Genomic DNA, 17,459 nt, shown 5'->3' with positions numbered 1-17,459 from the left:
TATAACACAGTTTACCTACAAATGGTAGAATTAAAATCGTGCTTCGCGGTTGATATTCTGGTCGGATTTCATCCCCCGCAAAGGTGAGTATCTTGTCGAAAAATCTAGCGGGGGCATTCATCCGACATTTTAGGTAAACTCGGTTTGAATAGTTTTGGTCAAATTTTCTGCCACCACCTGTTCCGGGGGTGGATTATCTGTATTGACCCAGTGAGCGATCGAGGAGTATAATCCGCTTAAAAAGGCCTTGCCCTCAAATTGTTTTTGATTGAAATAGTTAAAATACCAAGGCAGAAAACCCTGATCTACTCGTGTCATCAACTCCTCCACCCATCCCTCAATTTCTCCTAGGGCGAAGCTTTGAGAATTTGCTCTCGCTGTCTGTAAAGCTTGGCTAATCTCCCGATCGATTTGACTGTTAGATTTTTCGGGTATAGTGATGGGAATCTCTAGGTTAGTTTCGGTAGCAACCCTAGTTTTTAACGGTTCATTGCCGGCAGTTCCTAGCCAAATTTTCCCTAAAAGAGGCAAGATAACCACTAGAACAACTATAGCCCAAATTAACGGGGTTATTGCCTTAATCAGTTGACTGATTGCCTGAATGCGGTTAGTTTTTTCACTATACTGAGGTGGCTCAATATTCTCTTGTGAATCTGGCCTGGAGTTCATCAGCTAACCTACTTAAAATTATTAGATCATTGTTCTCAAAAAACCGCAGAAACCCCAATTTTCCGAGCAGTAATCTGGAGAGGACATTATCGGGTAAAAGGCAGCCAATACCCGATAAATATCGGCAATTTTAGCGAATCTCTGCCTTCATCCGTTCAAGGGTTTGCTGCATTTGGTCGAACATCATTTGGGGAGTCATGCCAAATTGACCTAATTGGGTTTTTAGCTGTTCTACGGTCATTTGGGCGGAAAAATCCTCAGATAACTCAAAACGCTTCATAAATATCTTGTAGCGTTCCATTAACTCCTCCATCCTATCGATAAAGATTATTTTACCCTCTCGATCGAATTTACCGTACTCGCTGCCTAGTTGTGTGAGAGACTGGTAATCTTCAAATAGCTGTCTAGCTTCCTGTTGAACCACTTCTGAGTCAAAGAATCCCATAATCTTAAAACTGCTTATCGTCGATAGTTATTCTCTCCCCTATTTTATTTTAGCCTGGGAAAAAGTCTAGCTCCAGCCGATTTACGGATTACCGTATTGGGGAAATCGAGAAGATCACAAACGACCTCTCGTCCCAGTTTAACCGTTGCCCCAGGGAGCAAGTTAAAATTAAAAGTGATCAGACCTCTTGTAAAAATCAAAAATTGTCCTTTAACTGCTCCACAGTGGCTATTTTGAGCAATTTGGGCTGCAGCCCTTATAATTTGCCAAAACGACGATGACGACCCTGATAATCTTTTAAAGCGCGGTGAAATTGCACTCGATCGAAATCGGGCCAGAGGGTGTCAGTAACATAGATTTCCGCGTAGGCCATTTGCCAGAGTAAAAAATTACTAATTCGCATTTCCCCACTACTGCGAATTAACAGGTCTGGGTTAGGAATCCCGGCAGTATAAAGATACTGTTCAAAGAGAGATTCATCGATCGCTTCCGGGGAGACTAAACCCTGTTGCACCTGACGAGCGATCGCCTGACAAGCTTGTACGATTTCCTCTCGGCCACCATAATTAGTAGCTACCGTAAATTGAATACCGGAATTTTTGCTAGTTTCTGCTTGAGATTTAGCAATTTCCCGTCTTAAAGACTCTGGCAAGGCTGATAAATTACCAATAAAGCGAATTTTGACATTTTGCTGCATCATTTCTTCTAATTCCCGCCGCAAAACCCGCTCGAATAGAGTCATTAAAAACTCGACTTCTTCCAGGGGACGACCCCAATTTTCTGTAGAAAAAGCATAAGCGGTTAAAGCGGGAATCCCCCAGTCACGACAACAGCGCAGCAAGTCTTTTAGTGCATCTACTCCCCGTTGATGGCCCATAATCCGCGGTAAACCACGACTTTTCGCCCAACGACCGTTCCCATCCATAATCACTGCGACGTGCTGAGGCAAACGGTTTTTATCTAAATCCGTAGGTAATTCTGGTGACAAGCTCGGTTTAAGAGTCATTTTCTATCTTTGGGGGTTGCTCTGGGCGAACGGGAGAATTTTTCTAAGATTAGACGACCTTTTAAGCCAATTGTACGCCCTAAACGTCCCCAACTCGGTGCGACCACTTCCCCCTCTCCCGACGGAGAAAACTTCGCTTCGAGAAGCTCTTTTAGTTTACTACTGGTTAAGGGCCGATCCAAATTCCCCCCCGACGCGAGGGAAATCGAGCCAGTTTCCTCAGAAACCACAATACAGATACAATTATCTAGCCTTTCGGTAATGCCCATGGCCGCCCGATGACGGGTGCCTAATTGCCTAGAGGTACTGCGCTCCGATAAGGGTAGAATAACACCAGCGGCCACCACTCGATCGCCCCGAATAAATACGGCCCCATCGTGCAGTAAAGTTTTAGTTTGAAAAATAGTTTGAATTAATTCCTTAGATACTTGGCCATTGAGCATCACCCCCGGATTGACAAACACCCTGGTGTCGAGATTGCCACTGGTTTCTAATACCATCAGCGCACCGGTGCGATTTTGAGATAGATCCTTCACCGCGTCCACTAACTCATCAATGACATTATCGGTCTTGGGAGTGGGGGAACTTTTTTTAAATAATTCCCACACTTGACCTTTGCCCAATAATTCTAAAAAACGGCGGAATTCCGACTGAAAAATCACAGCAATCGCCACTGCTGCCCCCAAAATCAATTTTTCTAGGACTAACCCCAGCAAGCGCAATCCTAGGGCATCGCTAATCACCGAGGCCAGCATTAAGTAGATTAGTCCTCGCACCATCCAAAAGGTACGCCGCTCGCCGATAATTAGCAGCAGCATATAGGTAAGGAGGAGAACTAACCCAAAGTCTAGGACTGACAGACCATGGCTGAGAATCCAGGACAATAACCGGCGAGGGTCCAGAAAAAAACCCGACATGGGGGACGATAGCGATGAGGTTTATATTAAGGAGAGTCGAGTGGTTGACATACCCCACGCCGTAAACGGACGTGGATTCTTCTAGCATCACTGCTGTGAATTTCTGGCTCAACGAGTCCACTTGAATTAGATTCCTGGCGAAATCCAACCCAGAGGTGGTTCTCTCCTCAGACTTTCGCGACCTTACAGAAGCCTGTTCTCGGAGGCCCCTACGATACAGTTCAAGACCTCTAAAATACTTGGTTTCTCTGGTACTTGACGCTGAGAGCTTTTACCTATAGGAGCATTCCCCTAGAGAACCCCATAACTCTGGTTTTCAAGGTGCGTTCATCCGGCGATGACTGGGTTTTTTAAGCGGTTGCTTACCCTGCCCGCTATTCTTAATATTATACATCATATAAAGTCGCCCTAAAAGGGCGAGGCTTTAAACCCAATTTTTCGGTAAAGAAAAATTTTAACCAGCTAACACCGGAAAGCGAACAAGAGTTTTCTAAGGTTATTGGTTGTCTATGCTTGATGCTCCTATCCTATTAGCTTTCTGGAGAGTTATTGTACTTTAGCTGGTCAATATCTAGATTTATTCTGGCAAATCTCCAAAACGCTCTCGATAGCGTTGAAGCAATGCTTGTAAATCCTCAGCCCGCATTTTCTCCTGTTCAGCCCGCATCCTTTCCTGTTCAGTTAGCTCTGACTCCGTGGGCAGTAAATCGCCGGCAAAAGTCGCCCAACGCAGCCAAACTGCCTCGACTCCCTTATACTCCCCTTGCCAGCGTACCAAAGTTAACCCTAGCCTTTGACTGAAAAATCTTTCTCCCGTCTCTAGAGATAATGGCTCGTAGTTGCCGTCTCTGAGGATAAAACCCGCCCAGTCTTCAGGATTAAAGGGATCGTACCAGAAATATTCTGGCACTCGCAAACGGTCTTGATAGATGGCTTTCTTTTCAGTTTTATCCTGTTGAGCGGTACTTTCGGAAAGGAGTTCGATAACCACGTCGGGAGCTTTCCCTTCTTGCCAAACCACCCAACTTTTTCTTTCCCCTTTAGGAACCCCCAGGACAGCAAAGAAATCGGGACCGCGAAAGTCCTCGCTTTTTAACTGTGCGGCACTGAAATAAACGAACATATTGCCGCCTACATAGCCATCTTCCCTAGCAGCTAACCAGGGGAACAAGGCATCTATGAGTATATCCATCTGGAGTTTATGTCGTTGGGTTTCCATGGGAACGCCGTCATCGCAGGGCAATTCATCTTGGGTAGGCAGTGAAAGTCGAGAAGGAGCAATAGTTGAAGTCATCGGAGTCACGCTGGTGATTAGACTTAAGGAGCTTTTTCCTCTAGCACTAGGGAAAATAATCTACTGGCTAGAATTGAGATGGGGGCAAAATACTATGGTGATTATAGCCTTCTTCTAGGAAATTAGATTTTTGTTAAGCACATATACTTATTAAGCGGGGGCAGTTTCTTTCACTGGGTCGGTGCGTATTGCGGTGGATTGCTAAGGTTATGCAGCATTTTCCGAGGATTTCAAACCAAACCGTGTGTAGCCATTTAAAATGGAAAAGTCATAATCTGATTGATCCATTCCTCAGCCGTAGATGCTTCCCACACTAAGATAATTGCATTGATCGCTTCGCTGATTGCAAGATTCTGAGAAAGAATTAGAACACCAGAACTCGTTTGCGACATGATGAATTGACCAAACTCAGTCGGCATGGTTTTGCGATCGTGCGTGACCAGCACCCTACCATCCCGTGCTGCAATGGTTAAAACTGCTAGATCTTTTATTCCTTCAAGCCCTGCTTCATTAGCTGACTGAAAATCCAGATTTGGTTGTCTGCGGACTGCACCAGTCACAATTGCCTGTCTAAGATCCGCATCAGCCTGAAAGCGAATTTCTGTCATGCTGCCCTCTACTTCTGGGCTTGAGCTGCCTTCAATTTTTGGTACAGCAAAGGACTCCTTTCTCTACAAGACTGTTGTAGTCCCTGAAACTCGGCTTCACCCTTTTTCAGATAGGCATCGACAAGCTCTCGATTGGCCAGATAGAAAGCGATCGCGCCATAAACCTGTTCGAGGGAAAGGAGTGGGAAATTTTGGGCAATGCTTTCGGGGGATTCTCCGTTCAAGAAAGAATAGACAACTGAATCAAGGGAGATACGAGTTCCTTTGAGCCAATATTCTTCTTCTCGTTGCTCGATGTACTGTTTTGTCGGAATGGAGGCTAATTTCATAGGAGCAATGTTGCTGTTTAGCTAAAAGGATAAGAAATCCCATTACCAAGTAGGAATACCATTGCTAGGACTGGGGTATAGATTTTTGGAGATGTCTATTTCTTATGATGATACCAGCGTCGAGAACGACGAATTTGAGTCTCACTCGTCTAGCTCCTTTCTCTGATTCGCTCTGTCCGCTTCACGCAGCTGACGAAACTCACGAACAATGTCGTCCTCGGAAAGTCCCTTTTGACTTAACAGGTACTCCAATTGAGCGGCCACCGCTTGTAAGGCAGCGATATCTGCGCTTTTACTCCCCTGTTTAACGGGGAAATAGAACCCAACAGTATGAGCGTGACGTAGTACCTCAACGGGAGTCTCACCGTATAGGTATTTAGGGAGTTCGCTCCGAAATTCTCGCACCCCAATTTTCTCGATGTCATGCTTATCCATAGTCTCTCTCGTTGTGTACGCATTGTGTACATAGTGTAGCACTATTTAGGAAGGGATATCAACAAATTTTGAACATCTTCGACTTAAGCTGTTTGCTTGCTTTAATTCATAACAAAAGGTAACACACGAAAACCAGAAAAACCAAACGAGAAGAGTCGCTTCTGTAGGATGTCCCAGATTTTGCAGGATCAATATTCATTCTAGTTAACCTTTGATTATGGCAGAAAATATTTTTGCAAGAGGTCTAATATAGGGATACACCCCAGCAGCAATAACTAATGTAAGAAGACTCGTACTACTAAAGGGAGAAATCATGACTCCGTATATTAATATAACATTAAATATAATCAAGTTAATTACAGAGTTTTTTGAAAAATTTAATATAGCGGTAAGCGCTTGAGTGAGATACAGACCAAGCTTTGCCTAGCATGGTTTATAGCTCGTGAAACTGTACCTCATACGACTGCACACCGCTATATATATTTTATTACTAAATAGAAGTTCAAATAAATTGTTATTATAATAAAGACAAATATCAATAGAAAGCCTCCTTCTAGGTATAAAGGTAAAAACATAGTTCCCCACACTCTCGGAAATACATTATAGCGGTAAGCGCTTGAGTGAGATACAGACCAAGCTTTGCCTAGCATGGTTTATAGCTCGTGACACTGTACCTCATACGACTGCACACCGCTATATAACTTTTCTGTATATTTCCATGAACTGTCTCCCTTAAATCTTCTATACCTTTCAAATTAGGAAGATCAAAAATGCTCTGGTATCTCCTATATAATAGAGGCACTGTCCAAGCACCTAATGGTATAATAGGCTCATCAAAACTCGTAATATTAACATATAGCATATCATACTGAACCCCGTAGTAAAGATATAACATTGCTAAAGATAGATAAACATTGTTAGGACTATTGTCAATAAGTTGAGCTAATGGGTGATCATAATTGATTTTAAGTCCTATCCGAGAGAATTGTTCTTGTGGAGAAATTACATCGTATGACTTCTTGTCACGCAACAGTTGTTGGGATACTGCAATACTTATAGTAATAAATGATATTATCAAAAAATATATGATAGTCTTTTTAAAGGTTATTTTTTTTTCATATATATATTTTATAAATATTATTATTAGACCAGGTAATATATATGACTTATGTCCCAGAATAAATATCATAACAGAATAGATCGAGAATGGCAAAACGTATATCCATTTAATTTTGATAATGCCATTTTTATTTTCAAAAGAAAAGAAGAGTAAATAATAGATAAACCCAGAGAAAAAGCTTGAAATAAAAGAATAAACAGTTGTTTCCGCCGATGCTTCAGACAGTTGTTCCAGCACATATGCACGATTATCAGCTATCGAGTCAAAAGATAACGAGAAACCTCGTGATACTTTGTCAAGAAATGAGAAAATACAGGCGATATATCCTAGTACTACATACAATAACAAGACGGATGAATTTTGCGTTGATTTAACCGGGTAGCTAGAAAAATACCACTTTATTATTTGTTGATTTTTTAAATATTTAATACTTTTTAGGTAAGCTAAAGCACCAGCATATTGAATAAGGTGTATCACACAAAAAACTAATAGTACTATCACAAAACTTTGTTCTTTAATCACAAAATAATCAAAAGGTAAAACAATGGAAAGAATAGCTGGTAAATGCCAAGCCAAGTAAACAAAAAACATTAAAAAGTACAAAAACTGATCTTTTTTGACTATATTTAAGATTACAAAAGAAACCCATATTGAGATCGAGGTAGATAAGATCAAAAAAAACATAATACAAAACCAAAATTCTATTATAAAAACTACTCTGGACTCATAACTTTTTGATAATTGATTACGCTATTTTGTCATAAAAACTAGCAAATTATTCAAGGTATGAATTCTGATTCATCAAACAGCAGATAAATTTTATTTAACCCAAAAGCAAAAGTATTATTTAACAATGATAAATTACTTTTCAATGACCTATATATATTACAGGCAATTATGACTTTTTGTGCATTATACTTGTCTGTTAAACTATTCAGTGTACGGCGATAAAGGCATGACTTGGGGTTAAAATACCATTTCAAGCGATTCCAGACTCCATAGGATGCATAGAGATAAGGATTGATGTCAGGATTTTGTATTAATATTGGATGAACAACTTGAGACATAAATATCCTTCGGTCATTTTACCTTAAGTGATTAGCCCTAACGAGTTTAATAAACTGTAAGCAGTGTAGCACAGCAGCATGAATAATGGGGGAATCATCACAGATTTCTCGAAAGACCAAAATTTCAAGCCAAATGCCTTATAGGAGTATCTAGCGGAATACCAGCAATAAAATCCCAAATATCCAGCCAAAAGTCCGATAGGGAAAGCATAAACACCTATTTTGGGTAGTAAAGATAAACTAACTATAGCATAAATTACTCCAGATACGCCAGTGACAATATGCCAAACGATGTGATTAGTTGTACTATAGAGTTGAATGTGCATCGCACCATAGCGTTCTGCAAAAAGAGATAAGCCCATCAGTGACCATAATCGAGGTTCTGCAAAATTGGCATTACTCCCAATTAATTGCAGTAAAGGTTTAGATAAAATGCCCAAGATGAGAAATCCTATTAAATAAGTCCAATATCCCAATGTCATTGCCCTTTTAGCAAGTAAGATTTGTTGATTTATATTCCCTTCCGCTCGCAGTTTAGCTAAAAGGGGTAACTTGGTATAAAAAGGCGCATTAGAAAATTGGCTGACGGCTTGGATCAAACGTAAGGATAATAGGTAAGATGCGACTTGGCCGATAGAACCGATTTGAGCATAAAGAACACTACTCAACTGAATTAATCCATAACTCATAAAAACTCCCAATCCACTCCGCCAAGCACTAGGCCAAACTGCCGCAAAAATTTCTTGATTTAGTTTTTTTTCAGCGAAGGTTTGAAATTTAGCTTCATAGACAGTTCTAGCTAAGTATCTATCTCGCCATATCTTTAAGATCATCCAACCTTGATTAGAAAGAACTAATCCCAGTAAACCACCTCCCATACCTAAAACAAGAAAACTGGTTATAATTGAAGCTAGTGAAGTAATAATATCCCAGCGACGCAATAACGCAATTTTATTAACTCCTTGAAGATAGGAGTTATATATATTGCCTTTTAAAGTAACTGCTGACGCTAACAAAATAACTGCCCAAGAAGCCCATCCCCACTGATAATTGGGCATTAGAGAAATAGGCCTCAATAGGGCTAATGTTCCAAAAACACCTAAAAGAGAGATTAAAATAATTGTTAAGCGGTCATAAATGACACCCATAGTGGAACAAATTTTATTAACGGTATTCCAGTTAGGCTGACAGTTCTGAAAATCTTTTTTCTGGCTAACTTCTCGAAAATCTTTGAGATCAGTAGAACTAGCCCCCCCTATCGAATAGGCGATCACTCGTGAGAATGTTGGGCTAAATCCCAAATCAACTAAAATTTGTAACCCAATGATCGTACTGAAAAGATACCAAACGACAATTTCTTCAGTATTCAGTTTTATCAATATCAAAGGGAGAACAATAACTAAACTAAGGGAATTTGTAGCGAAACTTCCCCAAGTCATTAGAGTAGGAGAAGACCAAATTTTCTGAAGAAGTTTCATGGCTGGCACAAGTCACTCAGGTAGGAAAATTTAATTTTTTTGATTCTTCTCATCACTCCTACATTTTTCATGATTTGTAAAATTTGTGATAGAGGTCTCTGGGCAAAACGAGGATGTCGCACCACCCATATCCATTAGCTAATTTTTGTATATAATCAACAAATTCAGGAATATCTAACTTGTTTATAGGATATCTTATTACTGTATCTATTGAATCTTTAAAACGACTTCTCTTAGGAAGTTCAAATACCATATACAAATTAATTAAATATTCCAAAACATTTTGAGGATCAGAACCTTGCGAGGTCAACCAGTGAGGGGCAAATTCAGATTTAACAATCCAGTTTATATTTGATTTAAAAAACTTCTCTCCTCCTTTAAAAACTTTTTCCTCAAAACCTTGAGTATCAATTTTAATAAAGATACGATCATTATCTGTTACATTCACCAACAAAGAATCTATGGTTGTACAAGATACTTTAGTAGATTTCCAGCCCTTTAACCCGATGACACGATTATCTTGACTGGAATTCGGATTTAGAGAAAATATTTGTTCTCTTTGTTTTTGCTCTTGGTCTGTACATACAGAGTTAACTATATCAAAATTACAGCAGCTATTCTCCTTCAAGTTCTTTTGCAAATAAGGTATTAGTATTGAAGAAGGTTCTACTGCAATAATTTTACATTCTGGATTTTTTACAAAGTGAACTAGAGATGTAAACCCGTAATTTGCACCAATATCTAAAAAAAATGTTGGTTTGAAAGTTTCGACTATCTCTTGATAAATCGGACAACTAAGTTCTGCCCAATAGTTTTTATCTCTATATAGAAGTCCTCCTTTATCTTTATTATTTACCCTGAGAACAAATTCTTGAAAATCAATTTTTTCTTCCAATATTATTATAGATAATATTTTTCTGATTATTTTTTTGAAAAATTCGTTTGCTATCATTGGTTTTTTGTTACTTTCTAAGACTATTTTTTCGACCTTCAATTTTTTATTTTGGATCATTGTATCTTTGTTCAGGTAAGATATCACTGTATGTATTAAGATGATAATATTTGGCTCTGTTGTAATTATCATTTTTTATCAATCGGTATTTAATTAACCCAAGCTGTTTAAAGAAACCAAATAAATTCAAATGCTCAAGTTTAGTAATAAGTTCAATGGTATTAGGAGCGAGTTCTGCAAATTTGGACGAATGAATAATATGTTCATTTTCATAAAGTTCACGACTTCTTTCTGTTGGCGGATACATAGGCGACAATTTTTGTTCTGGATCTCTCACAATAATGTTTACTCCATTCCACCACCCTTTTCTTGCTTGTTGTTCTTGTTCTGATGTCATGTTTTGGGGATGGCAAGGTGTATAGGCTTCAAAAATTAACTTATATTCGGGATGAGTTACTAAAAAATCTCTATTTGCCTGCCGAACATGACGATAGTTAGAATCATCGACAATAATTACAGCTTGTTCATGTAAATAGGGTAAAGCTAGTTGTAAACACATAAGTTGACTGCGATAGTCATGAGGCCCATCGATGAAATAAACCCCTATTTTTTTTTCTCCTATATATATTCTCAAATTCTCCAGAGCGTCTTCATAGTCTTGGTTAATTAGATGAGTATTATTCAAATCAAGTTTTTCTATTCTCTCTTGAACTATGCTGAGATTCTTTTTTTCTGGATCAAAAAAAGCAAAATTATCAATTCCATAGCAAGGAAAATTTGGGCAAGCTAATGATGATAGACAAAGAGTAAGTCCTTGAAAAACTCCTATTTCCAAATAGCAGGTATTTCCCTGAGTAGAAAATAATTTGACAAGTCTCTGAAGTGTCCCTAGTAGTTTAGTACCAGAAAATCCTGCTAATTCTACATCATCGTTCCCTTTTAACAAACCAGTTGTTTCACTTTCTTGAATAACTTTGATAATATCATCGAGCATTTGTTTATTTCCTTAATTAACCTAATTTTCTAACTTCTTGATATAGACTTGACTCGATAAATGAGACGTTGGAGAAGCGTTTGTCGCTTAATAATTCTTTCTGAACCACGAGGTCGGTAAACTGACTCAATTAATTTAATCATATTTTCTTCCTCACTAGAACGGGGCTTCTCTCGCAGAAATAGATAATCAGCTTGGGAATTAAACGAATTTTGATATCCAGTCCAACCCGCAACTCTAAAACCTAAATTTTTCAGATACTGCTTAACCTCATCTTCAAGAACTATCCCTTGATATAGAGGATATCTAAATAGTTCTAACTCCAATCCAATACAGTCAATTTTAAGATAATTTTCTGCTCCTTCAAGAACAAAAAACTCACCGCTTTGAGTATCACTTTTAAGAAAATGAAAAGGAATTCTTTCGCTTAAAGATTCATAAATCTCTGCCAGAATAGTATCTAACTTTTTTACTGGACACGGAAACTCTTTCGTCACCGTAGATCTTTCAAACCATGTATCATTCAGTTTTGGATTACCTTCTAAACGAATATTTTCAAAATTCTCACGCACCCAATCAAAATTTTGTTCTAATAGAGAAGAACCTGTCCCATTGTATCCAGAAACATAAAATGTTGCTTCACCATCAAAATTCCACACAGCACAGTTATAGAGTAACTTTTGCCCGGTAAGTATAGGAATTTCGTTAGGTTCAAAGCTAAGACTCGAACCTATTTTATCTTGGTGATTTTTCCAAGGAGTGTCAAAACCCCCAACTGCACCAACATCAATAATGTTTATTTTCGGAACAATCATAATTTAGACAGGATCATGTAAACGTGAACTAATACCGCCATCTATCTCTAGAGATGCCCCATTAATAAACCGGGCTTCTTTTGAGGCTAGAAAGAGAGCAGCTTTGGCGACTTCCTCCGGTTCTGCAATTCTCCCAACTGGGTGCATATCAGACAACTCCTTAAATAACCCCTCCTTCTCTTCAAACCCAGCAAGTAACATGGGGGTCCCCACAGCAGCAGGACAGATAGCATTTACTCGTACTTTCGCCCCCAATTCAACGGCCATGCTTTTAGTTAATCCCACCAAGGCAGCTTTGCTGGTAGCATAACAGATAAATCCTGGTTTAGTTAGAGTAGCATGAATGCTGGCTATATTGATAACTGATCCAGATGCCGCCTGCAACTCTGGCAGTAACTCCTGAGCCAGAAGGAAGGGAGCTATTAGATTAATATCTAGAGTCCGATACCAGTCTTCCAAAGTGATCTCATCCATTGGTTTCACTATTTGTACCGCCGCATTATTAATCAGAACGTCAAGACCATGAGATTGTTTCAGAAATCCCCTGATTTGCTCAATTACTTCTGAACGATAACTCTGACTTAAACACATCTGCCTGAGATCACCCTCAAGATGGTCTCTGTCGTCGCTTTTAACCTTATCCAAACCGATTACTCGATAATTGGCTGCTTGGAAAACAGCGCATAACGCCCGTCCAATTCCTCCTAATGCTCCAGTAATTAAAGCTGTTTTCTGCATTACCTAGTCTATCCCTAAAAAATCAAATAATAGCTGAATCGCCTTTTTACTTGCCCGATGTACTGCATCCACCGTATTAGAACCATTGTGAGAACCAAAAATACACTGCTCAAACCCACGCAGGGGAGAATCTCGGGGGAGTGGCTCACTTTCAAAAACATCCAAGGCCACTGAATGAACTTGACCAGTTTTTAAGGCATTGACTAAAGCAGTTTCATCAATCAGGGGGCCTCTGGCTACATTGACAATTCTCACCCCCTTCTTGCTTTGTGAAAGGGTTTCGGCATTTAACAAATGATAATTTTCGGGAGTGAGGGCACAGGTAAGAACAATAAAATCAGCCTCATCTAGTCTATCAGCCCATAGACTATATTCCACTGCTTTTAGTCCTTCCTCAGTTTGAAAATAAGGGTCGTAAGCAATAATTCGCATATCGGCGGCTAAAAGACGTTTAGCCGTATTTTTCCCAATGTCACCAAACCCCAGCAGAGCGACGGTTTTCCCCCCCAAAGAAATCCCAGAAGGTTTTACCCATTTTCCTTCTCTCACTTGTCTATCTATCCAGAAAGTCTCTCTGGCTAGAGCGATGACATACCCAACAGCAATATCTGACACTTCCGCACCAAACATTCGAGGAGTATTAGTGATAGGAATCCCCAAACTTTCAGCCGCTTTAAAGTCCACATTATCAACCCCAACCCCCCACTTAACCGCAGCCTTTAGCTTTCCTTTACGCCCAGCTTGAAAAACTTCTAAGTTGGCCGGATCATCTCCAATAATCCAGCCGTCAAACTGAGGCAATAATGACTTTAATTCTTCTACTGATAGAGTCTGCTTGACAGGAGGACAGTAAATTTCTACCCCTTTTTCTGCGAAAAGATGCCTAAACTCATCAATCAATCCTAACATTGGGGGACAGGTAATCAGAACTCGATAGCTCATGCTTTGCTCTCCCGGTTCAGATAGAGAAATTCAGCCACAAGGAAATCAATTTCTTCATCAATATCCCAGGCCTCATCCCGATCCATCTCAAAAAGTAACGGTTTGTAACCAATCCGGTTTTTTCTTTCTTTTAAAATCTTTTCCGTGAAAATATACAGATTAGAGTTTTCTTCATAAACTGGAGGGAGGTCTTGAGTTCTTAATAAAATATTGGGATCGTGGTTAATCGCTTTACCTTCTGCATCATAAAGTCTAGTCTGTAAACGAGTTACGGTAAATAGACTGTCGTTATCTGGATTGTTGAGAAATAAATCAATTGCTTGAGAAATCGTTTCTGAACGAAGTAAGGGATTCGTACTATGACTTTGTAGATAAATATCTGCCGAAACTTGTGCCACTGAATTTAACAGAACATCATTCATGGGAGTCATCCCATCGCGCAGATGTTCCGGACGCAACAAAACTTTGACAGAGGGAAAATGCTTGTTGCTATCTTCTATAATTGTCGGGCTATCCGTATCAATACACACTTGGCTAATTTGATGGCAATTGAGTAAACTCTCGACCACATGATGATAGAGAGGCTTACCCCCAAAAAGACGATAGTTTTTACCTAGTACGCGCTCACTAGAGTGGCGCATGGGAACAAAAGCAACAATTTTAGGTGATTCCATGCTTGTGATTTTCTAATTCATAACGATTAACCTAAGCTGGAGACAATGACTCTAAAACTACCCGGGCAGGGGCTCCTTCTACCCCCTCAAGTTTTAGAGGCAGACAAATTAATTTATATTCTCCTGGGGTAACATTTGTCAAGTTTAATCCCTCAATGATGACTACCTCCGATTTGAGAAGAATAATATGGGTTTCTGGCCCATCTTGAAAGCGTTGTACTGAAAGATAGTCCACACCAATCAACCTAATTCCACGCTCAACTACCCACTGAGCAGCATCTGCCGTTAAAGCGACAAAATCTGGGCGAAACTCAGATACTTGCCCCCATAAGGCGGAATTACGGGTACGAATTAATAGGCGTTCTACCCCTGAGGGCATCCCTAATTTGTCTAACATTTCTGCTGAAATAACATCAGCATCCTCTACATCAACGACAAATGATCTCCCAATGAGAACATCTAAAGGCAATTTGTCAACACTATTCCCTCCCGTAACAAAGTGTAAGGGAGCATCAACGTGAGTTCCAGTATGAACACTAAATCTTATGGTCGTATCATTGGCAATATCTCCTTGATCTAGGTCAAGATTTCGCTCAAATCTTATCTCTGGACTGCCTGGCCAAATGGGCAACTTAGAGGATACAGGAACAGAAATATCAATATACTTATCAGTGTATTTTCTCAATGGTATTCTCCGTTGTTAATTTACCATAATCAATGATACGTTCTCCTACTCCACCACCTAAATTATGTGTGGGTCTAGAGAACATTCTAGGATAATAAAATGTCCTTTTTAATTCGCTAGTGATTACCCCATGTCGAGCAAATCCCCTATAAGTTCCCCAAAACTGCATCAAACGAAATACTGGAATAGATAGGAAATTCTTCCAGACAACCCCATCATGCCAGGCGTGATAGTAGTCACTGATTAAATTGGCAACAATTAACTTTATGAAGTCCCCAATGTAGAAATGTTCCTCGGGAAATATCTTTTTAAATGCTAAGGCCTCACGAAAATATCTATTATAAATACGCTTCGCTGTTTCGTCGTGAACATGAACTATTGCTGCTTCAGCAACATAGGCTATTTGATAGCCTATTGAGAGTATTTTTTTTGCCCAATCTAGATCCTCCAATCCCGTTAGATTTTCATCATAGGGCAACTTCTCCCATAAACTCCTTCTAATGGCAGCATTAGCATTATTACAGAAGGAATGAGTTTGATGATAGTTAGATTGTTCGGGAAACCATTTCGCAAATACCTGATGTTCAGAATATTTAGTAATCTCATTACCACGTTGTTTACCATAAACTAAAGCAATATTATTATCAGAAAAAGGCTCTAGAATTTTTTCAAGCCAATCTTGATAAACCGGATAAACATGGGCACTTGCAATAACAATAAAATCCCCAGTTGCCGCTTGACATCCTCTGTTTAGAGAACGCCCAAAGGAGAACTCATCAGGTTTTATAGACACAATTTTAACTGGATATCGAGATGCGATCACCAAAGTAGCATCTGTCGAACCAGAATCGACAATGACAATCTCAATATCCTGAAGCGTTTGCTCCATAATGCCACTGAGCAAACGCCCGATATGTTCCTCTTCGTTGTAACAACGTATGACGACAGATACTTTAGACATTGGGTTATTTATTTAGTACCTCTAGATAGTAGTATAATTGCCATTCAGAAATTTTTCTAGACTGACTCGGGGCAACACTTCAAGTTTTCCCCCTTCAGTTGCGTTAACCAATTTGCGTCCATGAGCCGAATAGACTTCGTAAGCTAAACTGTAAGCAGCCTCACTAGCTGCTAAATCCGGAAGCTGCCACTTAACCCCACCTGCAAAATAGTTGGGAGCAAAATGATTATCATCCTTTTCTCCTGAAACAACCACAGTATTTGCCGGACCCTTAGTAGCAAAATTATGGTCGCAACCAATAAGAGCAACTTCCTGAAACCCCAGATGAAAAGCAAGCTGCATGGCTACAAATGTTACAGTACACCCCGGGAAAACACTAATAGAACAGTCCTGAGCAAATTTGTATTGACTTGATGAGTGTAGAAAAGTTACATTGGAGCTAGATTTAATCAATTTACTCCCACAAGTATCTACAAATATGGGTATATCAGTATTGTTATAAAATTCACTATTTTGTTCAATAACAAAAGGATTAACCACGACAATACAAGAGGGGCGAAAATCTGAACCATCAAACAGCAAGTTAATTTTATTTAAACCAAAAGTAAAAATATTTTTTAGTAAGGATAGATCGCTTTTTAGTAAGCTGGGTCCATTACAAACAATTACCGATTTTTGTCCACTATACTTATCTTTCAAATTCTTCAAAATACGGCGAGAACGCCGTGACTCAGGATTAAAATCCCATCTCAAACGATTCCACACTTCATAGGCTGCATGGCGATAAGGATTGATGTCAGGAGTTTGTCTTAATATTGGATTATTAAATTGAGACATAAATACTATCCGGTAAATAAAGTCAGTACTGAGATAGTCCATGTACGGACATTCACTTAGCTTGTCAACAAAACAACTTGCTGGAGCAATATGTAGCATCATCTTCTGTCTAGGAACAAATAAATCGGTTTCGTGATTCCAATAAAGCCAAATCATTCAATGTCTTTCCAAACTACCGCCGACAGGACATCCAGCATTCTCACGAGGCACTATTCCCGCAGGATAGAATTGGCGCAAAGAAGTTTCACACATCGGACAACAACAGCATTTATTCCCCGTATAAATTATTTTTTCAAGGAACGTTTCAGGTCGAGCAAAAATCAGGGAGGCGACAGGAGTGGTCAGTTGGAAGTCAGCCATAGACGGATTTACTGTTAACTCGTGGTATCCTAACCCACCCTGACCAAATTGTCAACCCATTTCAGGATTTTCAGAGCCATTAATTTTATTTTCACTATCTCCACTGTTAAAATCCGAAGCTTTCAAGACAGTT

The 17,459-nt window shown here is 39.4% G+C and carries 18 protein-coding genes and 1 pseudogene; all 19 read right to left on the bottom strand.

Translation table 11 applies throughout. The annotated features are described in order from the left end of the window. Positions 1-132 precede the first annotated feature (132 nt). Positions 133-669, bottom strand: a pseudogene (locus IM477_RS14895) (hypothetical protein); the annotation flags it as partial. 130 nt (positions 670-799) lie between these two features. Continuing rightward, on the bottom strand, positions 800-1,114 hold the full coding sequence (locus IM477_RS14890) for a DUF1825 family protein (protein WP_002738222.1): 315 nt from the start codon (positions 1,112-1,114) through the stop codon (positions 800-802). A gap of 256 nt (positions 1,115-1,370) precedes the next feature. Next, positions 1,371-2,120, bottom strand: coding sequence for a polyprenyl diphosphate synthase (gene uppS, locus IM477_RS14885; protein WP_079208016.1), 750 nt, complete (start codon positions 2,118-2,120; stop codon positions 1,371-1,373). Continuing rightward, positions 2,117-3,037, bottom strand: coding sequence for a diadenylate cyclase CdaA (gene cdaA / locus IM477_RS14880; RefSeq protein ID WP_287732369.1), 921 nt, complete (start codon positions 3,035-3,037; stop codon positions 2,117-2,119). The genes uppS and cdaA overlap by 4 nt, the downstream gene beginning before the upstream one ends. A gap of 577 nt (positions 3,038-3,614) precedes the next feature. After that, entirely contained in the window at positions 3,615-4,331 is a 717-nt protein-coding gene (locus IM477_RS14875) for a Uma2 family endonuclease (RefSeq protein ID WP_287732368.1), read from the bottom strand. Positions 4,332-4,585: 254 nt separating this feature from the next. Further along, positions 4,586-4,939, bottom strand: coding sequence for a DUF5615 family PIN-like protein (locus IM477_RS14870; RefSeq protein ID WP_287684057.1), 354 nt, complete (start codon positions 4,937-4,939; stop codon positions 4,586-4,588). 8 nt (positions 4,940-4,947) lie between these two features. Continuing rightward, positions 4,948-5,268 (bottom strand): DUF433 domain-containing protein, encoded by a 321-nt coding sequence (locus IM477_RS14865; RefSeq protein WP_287732366.1) that lies wholly within the window; start codon positions 5,266-5,268, stop codon positions 4,948-4,950. Between the two features lie 141 nt (positions 5,269-5,409). Then, the gene (locus IM477_RS14860) at positions 5,410-5,703 is read right to left on the bottom strand and encodes a hypothetical protein (protein ID WP_287732365.1); all 294 of its coding nucleotides are present in this window, start codon (positions 5,701-5,703) and stop codon (positions 5,410-5,412) included. 643 nt (positions 5,704-6,346) lie between these two features. Beyond that, entirely contained in the window at positions 6,347-7,399 is a 1,053-nt protein-coding gene (locus IM477_RS14855) for a hypothetical protein (protein WP_287732364.1), read from the bottom strand. A gap of 514 nt (positions 7,400-7,913) precedes the next feature. After that, positions 7,914-9,368, bottom strand: coding sequence for a hypothetical protein (locus tag IM477_RS14850; protein ID WP_287732363.1), 1,455 nt, complete (start codon positions 9,366-9,368; stop codon positions 7,914-7,916). A gap of 67 nt (positions 9,369-9,435) precedes the next feature. After that, positions 9,436-10,380 carry an FkbM family methyltransferase gene (locus tag IM477_RS14845; protein WP_287732361.1) on the bottom strand — a complete coding sequence of 315 codons (945 nt, stop codon included), beginning with the start codon at positions 10,378-10,380 and terminating at the stop codon, positions 9,436-9,438. Next, a complete protein-coding gene (locus tag IM477_RS14840; protein ID WP_287732359.1) occupies positions 10,367-11,314 on the bottom strand; it encodes a class I SAM-dependent methyltransferase in 948 nt (315 codons plus the stop codon). Before IM477_RS14840 ends, IM477_RS14845 begins: the two co-directional genes overlap by 14 nt. A 29-nt stretch (positions 11,315-11,343) precedes the next feature. Then, positions 11,344-12,129 (bottom strand): FkbM family methyltransferase, encoded by a 786-nt coding sequence (locus tag IM477_RS14835; RefSeq protein ID WP_287732357.1) that lies wholly within the window; start codon positions 12,127-12,129, stop codon positions 11,344-11,346. Between the two features lie 3 nt (positions 12,130-12,132). Next, positions 12,133-12,867: an SDR family NAD(P)-dependent oxidoreductase gene (locus tag IM477_RS14830; RefSeq protein WP_287732355.1), complete on the bottom strand. Its 735-nt coding sequence runs from the start codon at positions 12,865-12,867 to the stop codon at positions 12,133-12,135. A gap of 3 nt (positions 12,868-12,870) precedes the next feature. Continuing rightward, positions 12,871-13,809: a phosphoglycerate dehydrogenase gene (locus IM477_RS14825; protein ID WP_287732353.1), complete on the bottom strand. Its 939-nt coding sequence runs from the start codon at positions 13,807-13,809 to the stop codon at positions 12,871-12,873. Then, a complete protein-coding gene (locus tag IM477_RS14820; RefSeq protein ID WP_287732351.1) occupies positions 13,806-14,483 on the bottom strand; it encodes an acylneuraminate cytidylyltransferase family protein in 678 nt (225 codons plus the stop codon). The genes IM477_RS14825 and IM477_RS14820 overlap by 4 nt, the downstream gene beginning before the upstream one ends. 31 nt (positions 14,484-14,514) lie before the next feature. Next, a complete protein-coding gene (locus tag IM477_RS14815; RefSeq protein WP_287732349.1) occupies positions 14,515-15,168 on the bottom strand; it encodes a cyclase family protein in 654 nt (217 codons plus the stop codon). After that, entirely contained in the window at positions 15,152-16,129 is a 978-nt protein-coding gene (locus tag IM477_RS14810; RefSeq protein WP_287732347.1) for a glycosyltransferase family 2 protein, read from the bottom strand. The genes IM477_RS14815 and IM477_RS14810 overlap by 17 nt, the downstream gene beginning before the upstream one ends. Positions 16,130-16,150: 21 nt before the next feature. Continuing rightward, a complete protein-coding gene (locus IM477_RS14805; RefSeq protein WP_287732345.1) occupies positions 16,151-16,966 on the bottom strand; it encodes a 6-hydroxymethylpterin diphosphokinase MptE-like protein in 816 nt (271 codons plus the stop codon). Positions 16,967-17,459: the final 493 nt, after the last annotated feature.

The sequence above is a fragment of the Microcystis sp. M090S1 genome, assembly GCF_020246295.1.
Classification (GTDB): Bacteria; Cyanobacteriota; Cyanobacteriia; order Cyanobacteriales; family Microcystaceae; genus Microcystis; species Microcystis aeruginosa.
The sequence above is the reverse complement of the archived record's forward strand: the minus strand, read 5'-3'. Positions and strand labels throughout refer to the sequence as shown.

Excerpts from the sequence above, each read along its gene's own strand:
- IM477_RS14890 (WP_002738222.1), bottom strand. The coding sequence starts at position 1,114 with ATGGGATTCTTTGACTCAGAAGTGGTTCAACAGGAAGCTAGACAGCTA.
- uppS (WP_079208016.1), bottom strand. The coding sequence starts at position 2,120 with ATGACTCTTAAACCGAGCTTGTCACCAGAATTACCTACGGATTTAGAT.
- cdaA (WP_287732369.1), bottom strand. The coding sequence starts at position 3,037 with ATGTCGGGTTTTTTTCTGGACCCTCGCCGGTTATTGTCCTGGATTCTC.
- IM477_RS14875 (WP_287732368.1), bottom strand. The coding sequence starts at position 4,331 with ATGACTTCAACTATTGCTCCTTCTCGACTTTCACTGCCTACCCAAGAT.
- IM477_RS14870 (WP_287684057.1), bottom strand. The coding sequence starts at position 4,939 with ATGACAGAAATTCGCTTTCAGGCTGATGCGGATCTTAGACAGGCAATT.
- IM477_RS14865 (WP_287732366.1), bottom strand. The coding sequence starts at position 5,268 with ATGAAATTAGCCTCCATTCCGACAAAACAGTACATCGAGCAACGAGAA.
- IM477_RS14860 (WP_287732365.1), bottom strand. The coding sequence starts at position 5,703 with ATGGATAAGCATGACATCGAGAAAATTGGGGTGCGAGAATTTCGGAGC.
- IM477_RS14850 (WP_287732363.1), bottom strand. The coding sequence starts at position 9,368 with ATGAAACTTCTTCAGAAAATTTGGTCTTCTCCTACTCTAATGACTTGG.
- IM477_RS14845 (WP_287732361.1), bottom strand. The coding sequence starts at position 10,380 with ATGATCCAAAATAAAAAATTGAAGGTCGAAAAAATAGTCTTAGAAAGT.
- IM477_RS14840 (WP_287732359.1), bottom strand. The coding sequence starts at position 11,314 with ATGCTCGATGATATTATCAAAGTTATTCAAGAAAGTGAAACAACTGGT.
- IM477_RS14835 (WP_287732357.1), bottom strand. The coding sequence starts at position 12,129 with ATGATTGTTCCGAAAATAAACATTATTGATGTTGGTGCAGTTGGGGGT.
- IM477_RS14830 (WP_287732355.1), bottom strand. The coding sequence starts at position 12,867 with ATGCAGAAAACAGCTTTAATTACTGGAGCATTAGGAGGAATTGGACGG.
- IM477_RS14825 (WP_287732353.1), bottom strand. The coding sequence starts at position 13,809 with ATGAGCTATCGAGTTCTGATTACCTGTCCCCCAATGTTAGGATTGATT.
- IM477_RS14820 (WP_287732351.1), bottom strand. The coding sequence starts at position 14,483 with ATGGAATCACCTAAAATTGTTGCTTTTGTTCCCATGCGCCACTCTAGT.
- IM477_RS14810 (WP_287732347.1), bottom strand. The coding sequence starts at position 16,129 with ATGTCTAAAGTATCTGTCGTCATACGTTGTTACAACGAAGAGGAACAT.
- IM477_RS14805 (WP_287732345.1), bottom strand. The coding sequence starts at position 16,966 with ATGTCTCAATTTAATAATCCAATATTAAGACAAACTCCTGACATCAAT.